Here is a 14,852-nt window from a genome sequence, read left to right as displayed (position 1 = left end):
GGGGTTGAGGTCGACGTAGGCCATGCAGGCAAGCAGGGCCTGTTCATCCAGTAGTGCCTGAGATTTAAACCGCCCCTCCCAGAACCGGCCGGTGCACTCGTCCTCTTTGTTGGCTTCGCGGGCGATGTACTCGTTGAGAGAGCGCATAAACCAGCTTAAATCGGCCAGTCGGGTTCGGTACAGCTCCGCTTTGCGCTTCACCTGGTTCAGCTCAACTTGGGTCAGGTTGTCACGCTGGTCGTCATCGCAATAGCGGCGGGTCAGGTCGGTTCCGGCAAACACGCGGTGCCAGCGATGGAGCACTTCCAGGGTACTCCAGGCATTGGCCTTTGGTGCATCTACATGGAGCACCAGATGGGTGTGGTTGGTCATCACGGCAAAGGCGCAGATATCGATTGAAAAAGCGTCGCTTAGCGCCAGTAATCGTTTTTCGACCCAGTCGCGGCGGTGTTCATAGCTGATGCCGGTGTAGGTATCGACGCCGCAAAGGAAACTGCGGCGCACACAACGACTGACGCAGTGATAGAAAGGGGTATCTTGCAGCGATACCAGCTGTTTTCTGGCGGTGGGCATAGTCTCATCCTTGAAACTGATAAGAGTTCAGTGTAGCTGAAGGAGAGAGCGGTGCTATGGAGCGGCTTTCTAAGTACTGGCGGGTGTACAGGCTGGGGAAATTAAGATGGGTGTCTGCTTTAGCTGTTCGAAGTACTGGCGGGTGTAGAGGCTGGGGAAATTAAGTTGGGTGTCTGCTTTAGCTGCTAGCTGGGGTGTCTGCTTTAGATGGACTCGATGAGGTGTCTTCTTGAGAAGTGGAAGCGACTAAACATGGGTGTCTGTTTTAGGGGGAGTTCGAAAAGTGCGAAAGTGAGCGGGCGGGAGAGTGGCTGAGGTGTGGCGTCCATCTGCAGTGTGCAGTAGAAGTTGGTCGGTGTGAGAGGATTCGAACCTCCGACCCCTTCCTCCCGAAGGAAGTGCGCTACCAGGCTGCGCCACACACCGATCTAACCATTTGTCCTGTAACCAGTTTATTCCTGAATGCGCGGATGTCAAACCCGGCATTGGCGCAGCCTGTCGTGTCCTGTCGGTGCACGGCGCGATGAATCAGCGTGCTCCGATTTCGATGCCGGTATTGCCTGTGCTTACCAATGGCGAATGCCGGCAAAGGGCAGACCGGTCAACTCACACACCTCCTTTTTCCAGCTGCACAGATCGGTGCTGGTAAACTGGTTCAGGGCGCAGTGGCCACAGGCTCTGGCCATGATCTTCATCAGCTCGGTGGACGAGGTCAGGAAGCGGGCCAGCTGTGCCGGTCCGTTGTCAACGTCCAGCCGCTGCCGGAGCTTAGGGTCCTGGGTGGCGATGCCAGCCGGACATTGGTTGGTGTTGCAGATTCGGGCCCCGACGCAGCCGATGGACTGGATGGCGGCGTTGGCGATGGCCACGGCATCGGCCCCCATCGCCATGGCTTTGATGAAGTCCGGTGCGGTGCGCAGGCCGCCGGTGATGATCAGCGACACGTCACGGCCGCAGCGTTTATCCAGATGCCGCCGAGCCCGTGTCAGAGCCGCGAGTGTCGGTACCGAGATGTGGTCGCGGAACAGTTGGGGCGCCGCCCCGGTGCCGCCACCCCGTCCGTCGAGAATGATGTAATCGGCACCGGCCTGCAGGGCGAAGTCGATGTCGGCCTCGATGTGGTTGGCCGACAGCTTGAACCCCACCGGAATGCCGCCGCCGAGATCCCGAACCCGATCGGCGAAGCTGCGAAAGTCGTTCACTGACACCAGGTTGGCAAATGCCGCCGGAGAAATTGCTTCCTGGCCCGGCTTGAGTCCACGCACCTCGGCGATTTTTTCTGACACCTTATTGGCAGGCAGGTGGCCGCCAATGCCGGTCTTGGCGGCTTGACCGCCCTTGAAATGAAACGCCTGCACCCGTTTGATCTTGTCGTCGTGGTAGCCGAACTGGGCCGAGGCCATCTCATACAGGTAGCGACTGCAGGCCTGTTGCTCTTCATCCAGCATGCCGCCTTCGCCGGAACAGATGCCGGTGCCGGCCAGTTCCGCGCCCTTGGCCAGCGTCTCTTTGGCTTCCTGAGACAGGGAGCCAAAGCTCATGTCGCTGACAAACAGCGGCATCGACAGGACCAAGGGTTTGGCGGCCCTGGGGCCGATCACGGTGCGGCTGCTGATCGGGGTGTCGTCGCTCAGCGGCCTGGTCGCTAACTGGGCGGTCAGAATCTGAATGTCGTCCCAGTCCGGCAGTCGATGGCGCGGCACCCCCATGGCCACCATCTCACCGTGGCTGCCCTGCAGTCCCTCTCTGGCCAGTTGGTGGATGGCGGCTACCGTCGGCTCCTCTTTGGTGGCCTGGGCCTGGGGCCGCTCTGATGCCGGCGGCGCGGCCTCGTTACCGACGTCTTCGGCGCTAAGTTTCATGTGTGAGCCATCGCAAAAGGGTTGGTTGGCCGACTGTTTGCACCGGCACAGGTAGGCCTCGCTGTCCTTGTCGACTTTGAAGGCTTTGGGGGTCAGGCCGGTGCCCTGATGAGACCCATCGCAAAACGGTTGGGTGGCGGAGCGGCCACAGGCGCAAAAATAGTAGTCTTTGCCTGCTTCAAGGGTAACTTTTTTGGGACTGATGTCTGCAACTATCGGCTTACTCATTTTGGACCCTCGCGGTCTATCAAGGCAGTAGGCGTAGGTTTAACAACTAGGACAGGAGCCGAGCAAAAGCAAACGGCGCCGAAGCGCCGTGGTGGGTTTATGGGGGTGTGCGCCGGCGCTAAGTCTCAGTGACTCGCTGCCGGCCGGCAACTACATCATGGCGCCATTGACCGGGATCAGCGCGCCGGTGAGGTTGGGCCGTCCGGGGCGGGTCAGGTCGATCATCAGGCTGGCCAGCTGATCCGGAGCGATCCACTCGGCCGGGTCGACCTGTGGCATGGCGGCGCGGTTGACCTGAGTATCGATGATGGTGGGCAGCACCGCGTTGACCTGAATGCCATCGGCACCGGCTTCGGCGGCCAGGCTCTCCACCAGGCCATTGAGAGCCAGTTTGGAGGCCATGTAGGGGCCAAAACCGGCGCCGATGCTGCGGCGGGTGTCTCTGGCGGAGATGAACATCAGGTTGCCGCCACCGCCCCGTTTCATCGAGGCTAACAGTGGCCGCGCCAGGGTCCAGGCGGTGGTGAAGTTGGCCTGATGCAGCCGGGCGACCTCGTCGGCGGAAACCTGCTGCCAGGTGTTCCAGGAGTAGACGCCGCAGCAGTGATAGTGGGCGTCGATGCGCCCGCCAAGGTGCCGTTCGGCCTGGTTTACCAGCTGTTGGCACTGGGCCTGGTCGGTGAGGTCGCCGAGCAGCACCTGCACCTGATCCGGGTAGCGGCTTTCCAGCTCCCGGGCCCGGGCCTCGTCGCCGGGGCGACCAAAGCCGACAATTCGGGTGCCCTGTGCAACCAGCTGTTGTATCAGCGACTGGGCGGTCACGGAGAAACAGGCGGCCACGGTGGCGGTAGCGATGGTGGGGTGTGACATAAACACTCCGTTAGTGGGTAGGGGCTGCGATGCAGCGTCAGGCGGTCAGGACAATTTTGCCGACGGCCTGTCCGGATTGCAGATGACGATGGGCATCGGCGACCTGCCACAGGCTAAAGCGGCTGGGGTCAATCAGCGGCGTGACTTTGCCGGCGTCCACCAGTTCGGCCACTCGGCGCAGAATCTGACCGTGGTTGGCGCGGCCCTGGCCGTGAATCATCGGCAGCAGCATCAGCACACTGTGAAAGCTCAGGCTCTTGAGGGCGATGGGCAGCGGGTCGGCAATGGGCAGGGTAGTGGCCACGGCGCCGTTCAGGCGCACGGCCTCAAAGCTGTTGTTGATGTTGTCGCCGGCGATGGTGTCGAAGATGGCATCAAAGCCGCGATCGTCGGTGCAGCGCTTCACGTAGTCGGCAACCGATTCCTGGCTGACGTCGATAAGGTGATCGGCACCCAGGGTGGTGGCCTGCGCCAGTGTGGCTGGCCGGCAGGTGGCGGAGACGGTGGCACCCGCCTGTTTGGCCAGCTGAACGGCGATGTGGCCGACACCGCCGGTGGCGCCGTGGATCAACACCCGATCGGTGGCACCGATTTTGAGCTTTTCATGCAGCGCTTCCCAGGCGGTAATGGCCACCAGGGGCAGGGCGGCGGCCTCGGCCATGGACAGGCGTTGCGGTTTGTGGGCCATCAGATCGGCGTCCACCAGCATGTATTCGGCCAGGGCGCCGTTGATGCCGGCAATGCCGCCGGCGCAGCCATAGACGGCGTCGCCGATGGCAAAGCCGTCGACGCCTTCGCCCACCTCAACCACGGTGCCGGCGACGTCGCCGTGCAGAATCTCCGGCAGATTGGCCGACCAGGGGGTGTCGGCCGAGCGCAGCATGGTATCCAGCGGGTTGACGCTGGTGGCGGCGACCTTGACCAGCAGGTGACCGGCTTGGATGGCGGGAACGGGGCGCTCGGCCAGTTGCAGAACGTCGGCGTCGCCCAGGGCGGTGTGAATCATGGCTTTCATGGTGTTACTCCAAAGTGGTCTTGGTTGATGGGCCTTAGAATACTGGTTTGCGCATTGGGAAAAGAATGCGTCTGCGGTAAACTCACTTTTGCTTTTTATGCAATTATTGGAGCATCCCGTGATCAGCAAACTGCGCTACTTCAACTCGGTGGTGGAAACCGGCAGCATCTCCCTGGCCAGCCAGCATTTCGATGTGCAGCCGTCGTCGGTGTCGCGCCAGTTGGCGGCGCTGGAGAAGGAGCTGGGGGTTCGATTGCTCAACCGCACCACCCGTAACCTGGGGTTGACGGAGGCCGGCAGCCGCTTTTATCAGTACTCTCAGCGCATTGTTGCCGAGCTGGATGAGGCGCAGCGGGCAGTCAACGATCTGCAGCAGGCGCCCAGGGGCTGCCTGAGGCTGAGTATGACCGTTGGCTTTGGCGAGACGGTGGTGTTGCCGCTGCTGCCGGCGTTCAGTTGTCGTTACCCCGAGATTGAGCTGCAGCTGGAGCTGACCGAGCGGGTGGTGGATCTGGTGCAGGAGAACATCGACATCGCCATTCGCAGCGGCCAGTTGCCAGACTCCAGCCTGGTGGCCAAGCGGTTGCAGTACAACAACTTCATCCTGTGCGCTTCGCCGCAGTACCTGCAGCGCCGCGGTCATCCCGGCCGGTTAAGCGATCTGTCCGGGCACCTGTGCATCCGCTATGGCTACAGTGGCTGGCGCGACTGGTACAGCCTGGATCCCGAGCCGAAGCGGATGCAGCTGGACAGCGAGATGACCGTGGATACCGTCAACGGCCAGCGGCAGCTGCTGCTCAACCATGGCGGCGTGGCGCTGATCCCCCATTGGGCGGTCCGCGAGGATCTGAGCCAGGGCCGGCTGGTGGAGGTGCTGCCCAACCACCGCATCAGCCCCACCGAGGCGCCGTCGTCCACCTATGCGCTGTACCTGAAACGGGAGTTTGTGGCGCCGAAAATCCGGGTGTTTCTGGATTACCTGAGCGAGCAGCTGGGCACACCCGTGGCGCGCTGAGGCCGCCGGGGTCAACGCCGTGGTCTATGAAGCCAATCTGCATCAGATCTCGCCGGGGTTTACGGCGACCAAACGGCGGTTTGACCGCCGTTTTTTTATGCCTGTACGTTTTGCTGTACAACCTGGGCTGAATAGAAATGCGCCAACGGTGATTGCCGCTGCGCCGGGTTAGGCGTCATAGTGGTCCCTAACGCTAACCGTCATCGAACGCAAGAGCAAAAACCAAATCGGTTCGGTGGCGACACGAATAAGGATGATCCCGTGACCCAGCATGCCCAGGCTTTTGACCAATGGATACGCACCGACTTTAAGGCCATCAACACCGAGCTGGAGCAGCTCTACTTTCAGCAGCAGGACAAGGCCAACGTCGAAGGCGTTGGCGACGACCTCAAAGCCAGGATGGAGTCCGGCGGGCGGGGTTTTATCGAGAAGCTGCTGGCGGAAGGCAACACCGACGAGGGCTTCGACAGCAACTTCGACCTGCTCGGCAACGTGGGCATGTACATGGCGGCCTGCCGTCGCCACGATCTGACCGAGCCCTCCCGCGAGCGCAAGTCGCCCCTGAAAGCCGCCTCGGCGCTGGCGCTGCACATCGGCGCCTCGCTGGGCGTCACGCCCCGGTTTGCCACCAGCCACCTGACCACCCACTGCCTGGCCAAAGCCGGTGTGCCGAAACGCTTCACCAGCCTCGACGACGAGGCGCTGTTCATCGACTACAACACCCTGGCGGTGCTGGCCTATAAGCGGGCGGCGGATGCCTTGGTGCGGATTCTGCCCATGGGGATCTCCCACCCGGTGGCCATCCACCTGCTGGAGGACGCCCGCCAGGCGCTGGTGGACGTGGCCAAGTGGAATCAGGTGCTGTTCGACAAGCTCGACAGCGAACGCTTCTTTAACAGCGTCCGCCCCTACTACAAGCCGTTCCGGGTCGGCCAGCATGAGTATCGCGGCGCCAACGCCGGCGACTTTGCCGGCATCAATGAGATCGACATGCTGCTGGGGCTGTGCCAGGCCAACAACCCGTTCTACTCCCAACTGCTGGTGGACAAGTTCCTATACATGATGCCGGAAGACCAGCGGCGCCTGCGCGATGTGATGCGTCGCCGCAGCTTCCTGGATGATCTGCTCAGCGCCGCCAAAACCGACGCCGACAGCGATTGGTTTCAGCGAGTGTTGCCGGCGTTTCTGGCGGTGCAGCAGGCCCATGGCCATACCGCCATCCAGCATCACGACCAGCTGGTGAGCCGCTTTATCGCCAAACCCTCTACCGAGATGGCCGCCCAGCACCTGAAGCAGGTCACGGCCAGCGGACCGCCGCTGGAGGTGTTGATGCGCTCGTTGCAGGGGCTGAGGGATCTGCGCGCCGCCGCTCCCCGCGACGACATTCCCAGCCGCTATCGTGACATCAATGCCTTGAGCGCCCTAGTGAAAGGTCAGCGCCATGATTGATCGCCTGCCGGAGTTTGTTCCCATAGAGGGAGTCTACCTGCTCAGCCACTCCGTCGGCCGGCCGCTGGCCTCTACCGCCGAGGCGCTGCAGCGGGGGTTTTTGGACCACTGGCAACAGCAGGGCGAGCCCTGGCCATTGTGGCTTGAGGCCATCGAGGAGTTTAACCAGGCCCTGGCCGGGTTGCTGGGGGGCAGGGCGGATCAGTTTTGTCCGCAGGCCAACCTCTCCAGCGGTTTTACCAAGCTGCTGTTTGGCCTGAGGCCCGGCGGCGACCGCAACCAGATTCTGCTCAGCGAGGACGACTTTCCCTCCATGGCCTTTGTGGCCGGGCAGGCCCGCGCCAACGGCTACGAGCTGAAATTCATGCCCGCCGGCAGCGATCTTACCGACATCGCCGTCTGGCAGGCCCACATTGATGAGCGGGTGGCGCTGGCGTTGGTGACCCACGTGCAGTCCAATACCGGCATGCAGGTGCCGGTGGCCCGGGTGTGTGCGCTGCTGCGCCAACAGGGCGTGCTGTCGGTGGTGGACGTGGCCCAGTCCATCGGCTGTGTGCCCATTAACCTGGACGACTGGCGGGCGGACGTGGTGCTCGGCTCCTGCGTCAAGTGGCTGTGCGGCGGCCCGGGTGCCGGATTCATCTGGATCAGTGACCCGATGTTGCCGAAAGTCGCGCCTAAAGACGTCGGCTGGTTCTCCCACAGCAACCCGTTTGAGTTCGACGTGCACAAGTTTGAGTACCACCCCGGCGCCAACCGGTTCTGGGGCGGCACCCCATCGGTGCTGCCCTATGTGACCGCCGCCAACAGCATTCGGGTGCTGACCGGGGTGGGCATCGACGCCATTCGCCGGCACAATTTGGCGCTGACCCAGTCGCTGATTGACGGCTGCGACGCCTCGTGGATTGCCTCGCCGCTGCAGGCCAACCGACGCGGCGGCACTGTGGTGATTCAGCCCCCAGCCTCTGCCATGGAACCCGTAATAGAGGAACTGCAACGCCGACAGGTGCATTTCGACCGCCGCGACACCGGCCTGAGGCTGTCGCCCCACCTGTATAATACCCAGCAGGAGATCGACCAGGTGCTGGCTTGCCTGCACCGCGCCGGACAATAAACCAGCACTCAAAAGGCGATTGCCGCAGGAGTAGGCCAGAATCGACCGCGCAGTGAGCAAACGGCGCCACAGGGGCTTGCGCTGCTCGCTGCCGCGGTTACAATACGTCTCGTTGTTTAGCGACACTGGCTCAGTTCGGAATTGAGAGAGTAGCGCAACCGATAGCCGATTAGTCCAGGCTCGGTCAGACAACAGATTTACGCGACACTAGCTCAGTTGGTAGAGCGCAACCTTGCCAAGGTTGAGGTCACCCGGGTTTGCAATAGCGAACCTCGTGTCGCAAAAAGGTCTCGAGGTCACTCGAGCTCGTGACCTTAGCAACAAGACAGAACAGATTTACGCGACACTAGCTCAGTTGGTAGAGCGCAACCTTGCCAAGGTTGAGGTCACGAGTTCGAACCTCGTGTGTCGCTCCAAATATGGCGCGTTGGCAGAGTGGCTATGCAGCGGATTGCAAATCCGTGGACCTCGGTTCGACTCCGGGACGCGCCTCCATATTTCGACGAACGGCAACCCTGAACAGGGTTGCCGTTTTTCGTATGGGCAACCAAAAAACCCACAGTCGCCCTTGCGAACGCGAGGGCCCAGCGCCTTCCCTCCGTCGTGCCCGTGAACGCAGGTACCCAGTGTCTTCCCTCTGTCGCCCTTGCGAACGCGAGGGCCCAGTGTCTTTCCTCCGTCACCCTTGCTAACGCGAGGGCCCAGCGTCTTCCCTCCGTCGTGCCCGCGAATGCGGGCACCCAGCGTCTTTCCTCTGTCGTCCTTGCAAACGCGAGGGTCCAGTGTCTTTCCTTCGTCGTACTTACGAACGCGAGGGTTCAGTGTCTTTTCTCTGTCGTGCCTGCGAATGCGGGTACCCAGTGTCTTTCCTCCGTCGTGCCCGCGAACGCGGGTACCCAGTGTCTTCCCTTTGTCGCCCTTGCGAACGCGAGGGTCCAGTGTCTTTTCTTCGTCGTGCCCGCGAATGCGGGTACCCAGCGTCTTTCAATCAGCAAACACCAAATGACTTCAACCCAACCCAAAAGCTCCATGTACGCGATCTCTTACATCCACAGTGTGATTTAACCCACTTTTAAACAGCCACTTAACGGTGTACGGTTATCTCCCTATAAATCAGTTAGATACCACCATGGTTGCCCCAGCTGGTGAGTCCAAATACTCACCACATCGGCGGAGCTCGGTCTGCTAAAAGTGATGATCAAAACATAGTTGTTTTAAATCAGTGGGTTATGTGTTTGTGCCTGCTCACTTTTAAATAGCCTGGAACTACTGGATCTACATACAGTTTATGGTCGTCGCCGCTTTTCCTCATGCAGAATCCGCCTTACGTGCTTTGTGGTCGAATGGCCGAAGCGTAATAAGTGACTAAATATCAGAACGTTGTCTCTGATTGCACTAGCTTTGCGTGGAGTGATAGGCGGCAAATCGCCGCATAATAAGTTGTTAGAAGGATAAAATATGCCATTTGAGTTAGCTGAAACATGGACACAACGTAGCTTGCAAATGCAGGTAGTGAAAGATAAGTGCAATGAGATAATAAATCTGCTTGAATTACCTGAGACAGACGCTCGTTCACAAGGATTTATCCATGTTAGACAGCTATGTAATACCATAGCTCTTGTTGGAATCAAGATTATGCAACAGGCTGAACACAAAGATAATCACGCTTATATAATGCATATCCTTCGACTTCAAAATGAAGAAGGCTTGCTATCGTTTTTAAACGATTTAAGCCCTAATAGTAAAGCAAGTTTTATTACTATGGTGCAATTCTCTTTTGAGAACTGTGTTGAGCAAACTTTATGTAATATAGATGGTGTTGGTGCACAAGGTGGATTCTCAAAAGGAGTAAGGAAAATATTGGAGGTGTCAGGTGTAGAGGAACCAGATAGAAAACATGAAATAATTTCAGTACCGTCTTTAATAAGAAATTCACTACATTTGGGTGGAGTTCATTCGAGAAATGATAAAATTATAGAGCTAGGTGGTGAACCTTATGTTTTTAAGAGGGGGGGGCGTGTTGAATGTGCCTCGTGGAGTCATGTTATGTATTGTATTTATAGTGCTTTAAAAGTATACCAAGAAATATTTTTATCTGAGAGTATTAGAGCCATACCTCATGTGCCAGTCGTCGATTAGCCTTCTAACAAGAAAATGAACTAGGACTTAAATCAGTTTGTTGTTTTTCGTACCTCAAAAATTATAACAAACTATTTTACGCCTGTTATTTTGGTGTTATAAGCCACTTAAAATTCGGAGATAAACGAAAATATGGAAGTTATATTAATGATCATAGGTGCACTTATTGGTGCGGTGATATCTTGGTCAATCGCTCATAAATACCACAAAAAAGCCAGTGATGAGTTTCAAGTCCAAATTGACGCAATTACGCAACTCAATAAAGACTTGGCTCAATCGGTTGGAGAGTTAATTGATGTTTCCAATTTCACAGCCGAAAAAGCGGAAATGATAGAGAAACATGCAGTAGCTGGAACTTCCGATGATCCTAATTACCCATATAAGTAGCATGTGGCTTATAACACATATGAGCCTTCTTCCGGTCAAGGGGTAAAACACATCCCCACCGACTGAATTGTCAGTGTGTCGAGCTAGCTAAGTGATGCTGCTTCGCCTGTCTGATAGAGCGCTTGCCGCAAACACATATAGAGGCTCTCTTACGCGACTCTCTGTCGCTGCCAACGGTGGTGTTGCTGTTGGGGCACCATACATTCAACATCACGAATTGAGAAAAAGAAGAAACAATATAAAAACTCGTTAGAGGTAGGGATCAACGTTTTTGATCTAAAGCGAAATCACTTTCTGGCCCTACTCGTTGAAAGTCTTAACCTTGAGAGTGAATTAACTTATCTCTCAAGGTTAAGACCGTGTAGTGAAAGAGTAATGTCAGAAAAAACGGTCGTATTTGATGTGTCGGATCTGAAATCATGCAGCGTAATACTGATTAGCAAATGTGAGCGAACAAACCCGATTAAGATGCTGTCAGATCATGGCTTTCAGAATTTGAAGTATGTTAATTTCTGTATCTGGAGTGATGTATTTTCAAAACACGCCAAGAAAAAAATGGATTTGAACGAATCTGAGTTTTCTACTGGTATTGTGATAGCAATTGTCGAAAATACTTGGGAGGGAACGTTCAAAACACTTTCTATCAACTCTTACAGTGTTGAGGCACAAGGAGTAGCGCAAACTATATGCATGCCACCATTGTCAGAAATTAGTAAGATGAGACCTTTGTAGAGTTAATCTGTTACATAATAAGAATTTAAATCGGGATTGCTAACAGTTTGCTCGGTTTCGCTTCGCTACACAATTTTAGAAAAATATTATCAGCCCCTTAAATGGGCGTTGGCACTCAGCCACTAGTAAAGAGGAAGTCAAAACAATTATGGAAAATAAACTCTCTTTCAAAATGGTTCACAAATCGATTGTTAGTTTGAGTGATACCAGTTTACCTGAACTGGTTGTGTTAACTGGGCGAAACGGATCTGGGAAAACCCATTTACTAGAGGCAATTAACGAAGGAAAAATACAGTCATCTTTGGTTACAAACCATCAAACTGATGTTTTGCTATTTGATTGGAACAGTATCATTCCAAAAGATACAGGGATATTTCACCCGTCACAGCATCAAACCCAACGTTCGAACTGGTTCCAGCAAATACGAACTCATCAAGAAAATAGTTTTAAACAAGTTCAGCAACAAGCTATCGCATTGGGAATTCCAGCCAAGCACTGCACTTCAATGAGAAAGGTGAGGTCACTTGATAAAGAAAAACTAGAAGTAATACTAGGCGACCCTCAGAAAGCACAATCTATTCATACTAACCTACAGCAACATCTTCAAAATCAAGCTAGAAATATATTTTCTCAGACGCAGAGAAGTATTGGTGACGAGGTTTGGAAAAAAGCTGCTCCAAAAGTACTTAACGAAAACCCTGAGCTGTTTTTTGAAACATCAGAATCAAAATTTTTCAATAATAACAAACTACTTTGGGGTGAGGTTGATGCTTTCCAGCAAGCTTTTGGCCGATTGTTTTCAACGTATCGAGAGCTAATTCACCAAAATGATAGGCTAGAAAAATACCCAGCAAATGATGAAGGTGGCCTTATTTTTTTGAGTCAGAATGACTTTATAGAGAAGTATGGTGAGCCACCCTGGGATTTCGTCAATAGAATTCTGGAAGTATGTAATCTAGAGTTTCGAGTTGAGCCACCTCCAATGCATGAGGTCTCATCGTACGAGCCAAAATTAACTAAGCTTTCTAATGATATAGAGATGAGGTTTAAAGATCTCTCATCGGGTGAAAAGGTTTTAATGTCTTTTGCACTATGTCTTTATAATGCAAGCGATGATCGTCAAGAAAAACATTTTCCAAAATTACTATTATTAGATGAAGTTGATGCTCCTCTGCATCCTTCCATGGTCGTATCGCTTATTAAAACTATTCAAGAGGTTCTCGTTGAGGGAAAAGGTGTATCAGTTATATTAACTACACACAGCCCATCTACGGTGGCCCTTGCTCCTGAAGAGTCGTTGTTTGAAATGAATCCATCAGGACCTTCAATTGAAAAAATCACGCGAAGTCGCGCGCTATCAATTTTAACGGCTGGTGTGCCAACACTATCAGTATCCTTTGATGGAAGAAGGCAAGTGTTTGTAGAGAGTAAAACTGATGCGTATATTTACGAAAAGCTCTATCAAGCTTATAAGCAATATTTAGACACAGAGCGCTCTCTTACTTTCATAGAGGTAGGTATAACAAATCCAAACGGAGTAGAACAAAATTCTGGTTGTGCGCAAGTTGAAAGGCTTGTGAATACTTTAACAGAAAACGGAAACTCTAGTGTTTTTGGATTAATTGATTGGGATGGAGAACGAACACCGACAGATCGGGTGTTCATATTGTCACCTAACGTCAGAGATGGGATTGAGTCCTTACTGCTAGACCCTGTTTTATTGGCCGCAACCATAATCAAGGAAAATCATCAATTTTGTGTTGATCATAAAATCATTGAAAAAGATGATAGATATACTGATATTGGCGGCTGGAGCCGCGCGAAGTGGCAATGTGTAACAGATGCGATCCAGAAAGCTGTTCTTGATGGTAAAAGTGAAAAAATATCTCTAGAGATTACCTATCTTAACAAGATGGTTTTAAAAATCTCTGCTGATTATCTTCATTTAGATGATCATGCTCTAGAGGAAAGAGTTACTACGGTATTTGGATTTTTAAGGCCAAAAAATAACAACGCAGGTGGTTTGATGAGGCATATTATTACTTCTGTTCTAGGTGACTACCCTGACTTACTACCAAATGACTTGGTCATTACCTTTAAAGAACTGTTAGATGCGCGAATATAAAGTGCTAACAAGCGCATGTTGTCGGACTTGAACTTAACCCCCTTTAGTAAACCCCCCACTTGTCACCGAGACCCATTCTGCGTTGAGGTAGACTTGCCGATTTTTTCTATGGAACCTGATGAGAACCCAACCGATGACAGCTAACATCATCGAACTCGCTAAAGAGATGCGGGCCACCTATGAGCGGGGCAGGGAGGAGGGCGTTGGCCTGTTCATCGGTTCGTTCCGGTTTCCGCTCTCCGGTAGCGAGGGCGCCTCCCGTTACTTTGCTTACATGGTGATGACCCGGTACCCGGAGTGTCGGGTTCGACTCGTTAAAGGGTATGACCAGCTCCGCCTCGAGCAACACTTCTGGGTGGTCGTCGATGATCGGGTTTACGATTTGGCCAGCGACCGCTTTGATGGCATGTCTGCACCGGTTATGGGTGAAAGCGATACGCCGCTGAGTGCCCGGTTTTCCGAGCGTCGTTTTATCGATGGCGATGCCATCTTCGAAAACTGGCACCCGGGCGAGCGATTCCAAAAGGCGCGAGTGCTGAGATACATCAACCACCGCCTGGCGCAGCCCCACCTACATCTGGTTAAAGGCTGAATTTGATGCTCTCCGGCATCGGCAATCAGGCAAAGGGGTGATTTGCAGGGTTCCAAAGCCCAAAAGCCCCAAGCCCCTAAGGACAGCCTGTCGGTGATCGCCTAAACAGAGACGTGACAGAGGAACCCCCATGTTTGAAGCCATGGCTGAGTCAGAGCCAGAGCCAGAGCCGGTCAGCGTCGGTCTGGCCTGCGCATATCCTGGTAGGAATCGCCTGGGCGGCGCTGTTCCTCTGCAACAGTTGTCGGCGCAATCGATTGCAGAAAGCGGTCTGGATCTGCTGCTGGTGTGCGGGGTGACCCCGAAACAGGCCGAGGCGATCACCAAGGCTTGCGAAAACTGTGGCTGTATCCTTGCCTTTGTAGACAGCCACTGTGGCGATGAGTCGGTGGCCTGGAACGTGATGGCCAATCTTAAAGGCAAGCTGGAGGCCCATGAGATGCCGGCGAATCTGGGTGTGGCCGATGTTCGTGCGCTGGCGAACAGTGCCGATGCGCTATTGGCTTTCGATTGCGACGCCAGCCTGTTTGACTTTCTGCGCGCCACTCCCCAAAACCGCCATTGCGGCGTGATCTATCTGGCCAGCGGCACTATCGGTTTAGCGCGCTATGGCGAGATGAATCGGGCCATCGCCGGTTTGCTGTCGCCTTCCGCTTACTTTGTGTCGAGCGTGTATTCGGCCAGCACTCGTGAGTACATCGCGCTGGTCGGTGTTCGATATCCCTAATTCGCCGGGACATGCTCCGGTATC

The 14,852-nt window shown here is 54.7% G+C and carries 12 protein-coding genes and 4 tRNA genes; 11 read left to right on the top strand and 5 right to left on the bottom strand.

The features are described 5' to 3' along the window. The 5 genes from BLT77_RS13915 to BLT77_RS13895 all read right to left on the bottom strand — a co-directional run. Positions 1-573, bottom strand: a 573-nt coding sequence (locus BLT77_RS13915; RefSeq protein ID WP_483863928.1) for a transposase, incomplete at its 3' end; no start/stop codon positions are given. A gap of 349 nt (positions 574-922) precedes the next feature. After that, a tRNA-Pro gene (locus tag BLT77_RS13910) sits at positions 923-999 on the bottom strand. A gap of 140 nt (positions 1,000-1,139) precedes the next feature. After that, positions 1,140-2,663, bottom strand: coding sequence for a glutamate synthase-related protein (locus BLT77_RS13905; RefSeq protein ID WP_090366387.1), 1,524 nt, complete (start codon positions 2,661-2,663; stop codon positions 1,140-1,142). A 150-nt stretch (positions 2,664-2,813) separates the two neighbouring features. Then, complete coding sequence (locus BLT77_RS13900; RefSeq protein ID WP_090366384.1) at positions 2,814-3,533, bottom strand: SDR family NAD(P)-dependent oxidoreductase; 720 nt, start codon at positions 3,531-3,533, stop codon at positions 2,814-2,816. Between the two features lie 37 nt (positions 3,534-3,570). Then, positions 3,571-4,548, bottom strand: coding sequence for a zinc-dependent alcohol dehydrogenase family protein (locus tag BLT77_RS13895; protein ID WP_090366382.1), 978 nt, complete (start codon positions 4,546-4,548; stop codon positions 3,571-3,573). Positions 4,549-4,645: 97 nt separating this feature from the next. Between BLT77_RS13895 and BLT77_RS13890 the strand changes: the two genes are divergently transcribed. The 11 genes from BLT77_RS13890 to BLT77_RS13835 all read left to right on the top strand — a co-directional run bounded on the left by BLT77_RS13890 (position 4,646) and on the right by BLT77_RS13835 (position 14,828). Next, complete coding sequence (locus tag BLT77_RS13890) at positions 4,646-5,563, top strand: LysR family transcriptional regulator (RefSeq protein WP_090366380.1); 918 nt, start codon at positions 4,646-4,648, stop codon at positions 5,561-5,563. A gap of 261 nt (positions 5,564-5,824) precedes the next feature. Beyond that, on the top strand, positions 5,825-7,012 hold the full coding sequence (locus BLT77_RS13885) for a PrnB family protein (RefSeq protein ID WP_090366376.1): 1,188 nt from the start codon (positions 5,825-5,827) through the stop codon (positions 7,010-7,012). Next, a complete protein-coding gene (locus BLT77_RS13880; RefSeq protein ID WP_090366373.1) occupies positions 7,005-8,126 on the top strand; it encodes an aminotransferase class V-fold PLP-dependent enzyme in 1,122 nt (373 codons plus the stop codon). Before BLT77_RS13885 ends, BLT77_RS13880 begins: the two co-directional genes overlap by 8 nt. Before the next feature lie 201 nt (positions 8,127-8,327). Further along, positions 8,328-8,408, top strand: a tRNA-Gly gene (locus BLT77_RS13875). 58 nt (positions 8,409-8,466) lie between these two features. Next, positions 8,467-8,542 (top strand) — tRNA-Gly (locus BLT77_RS13870). Positions 8,543-8,547: 5 nt separating this feature from the next. Next, positions 8,548-8,621, top strand: a tRNA-Cys gene (locus tag BLT77_RS13865). Positions 8,622-9,584: 963 nt separating this feature from the next. Then, positions 9,585-10,265, top strand: coding sequence for a hypothetical protein (locus BLT77_RS20060; RefSeq protein WP_143026640.1), 681 nt, complete (start codon positions 9,585-9,587; stop codon positions 10,263-10,265). A 132-nt stretch (positions 10,266-10,397) separates the two neighbouring features. Continuing rightward, complete coding sequence (locus BLT77_RS13855) at positions 10,398-10,652, top strand: hypothetical protein (protein ID WP_143026639.1); 255 nt, start codon at positions 10,398-10,400, stop codon at positions 10,650-10,652. 880 nt (positions 10,653-11,532) lie between these two features. Beyond that, complete coding sequence (locus BLT77_RS13845; protein WP_090366362.1) at positions 11,533-13,509, top strand: ATP-dependent nuclease; 1,977 nt, start codon at positions 11,533-11,535, stop codon at positions 13,507-13,509. Positions 13,510-13,627: 118 nt separating this feature from the next. Beyond that, positions 13,628-14,101, top strand: coding sequence for a hypothetical protein (locus BLT77_RS13840; protein ID WP_143026638.1), 474 nt, complete (start codon positions 13,628-13,630; stop codon positions 14,099-14,101). A 130-nt stretch (positions 14,102-14,231) separates the two neighbouring features. Then, positions 14,232-14,828, top strand: a complete 597-nt coding sequence (locus BLT77_RS13835) for a hypothetical protein (protein ID WP_090366356.1) — start codon at positions 14,232-14,234, stop codon at positions 14,826-14,828. Positions 14,829-14,852: the final 24 nt, after the last annotated feature.

Origin of the sequence: Ferrimonas sediminum, from assembly GCF_900100175.1 — a bacterium.
In the GTDB taxonomy this organism is placed as follows: Bacteria; Pseudomonadota; Gammaproteobacteria; order Enterobacterales; family Shewanellaceae; genus Ferrimonas; species Ferrimonas sediminum.
This window is presented reverse-complemented; position numbering and strand designations above follow the sequence as displayed.

Coding starts and splice junctions, on each gene's coding strand:
- BLT77_RS13905 (WP_090366387.1), bottom strand. CDS start 2,663: ATGAGTAAGCCGATAGTTGCAGACATCAGTCCCAAAAAAGTTACCCTT.
- BLT77_RS13900 (WP_090366384.1), bottom strand. CDS start 3,533: ATGTCACACCCCACCATCGCTACCGCCACCGTGGCCGCCTGTTTCTCC.
- BLT77_RS13895 (WP_090366382.1), bottom strand. CDS start 4,548: ATGAAAGCCATGATTCACACCGCCCTGGGCGACGCCGACGTTCTGCAA.
- BLT77_RS13890 (WP_090366380.1), top strand. CDS start 4,646: ATGCAATTATTGGAGCATCCCGTGATCAGCAAACTGCGCTACTTCAAC.
- BLT77_RS13880 (WP_090366373.1), top strand. CDS start 7,005: ATGATTGATCGCCTGCCGGAGTTTGTTCCCATAGAGGGAGTCTACCTG.
- BLT77_RS20060 (WP_143026640.1), top strand. CDS start 9,585: ATGCCATTTGAGTTAGCTGAAACATGGACACAACGTAGCTTGCAAATG.
- BLT77_RS13855 (WP_143026639.1), top strand. CDS start 10,398: ATGGAAGTTATATTAATGATCATAGGTGCACTTATTGGTGCGGTGATA.
- BLT77_RS13845 (WP_090366362.1), top strand. CDS start 11,533: ATGGAAAATAAACTCTCTTTCAAAATGGTTCACAAATCGATTGTTAGT.
- BLT77_RS13840 (WP_143026638.1), top strand. CDS start 13,628: ATGAGAACCCAACCGATGACAGCTAACATCATCGAACTCGCTAAAGAG.
- BLT77_RS13835 (WP_090366356.1), top strand. CDS start 14,232: ATGTTTGAAGCCATGGCTGAGTCAGAGCCAGAGCCAGAGCCGGTCAGC.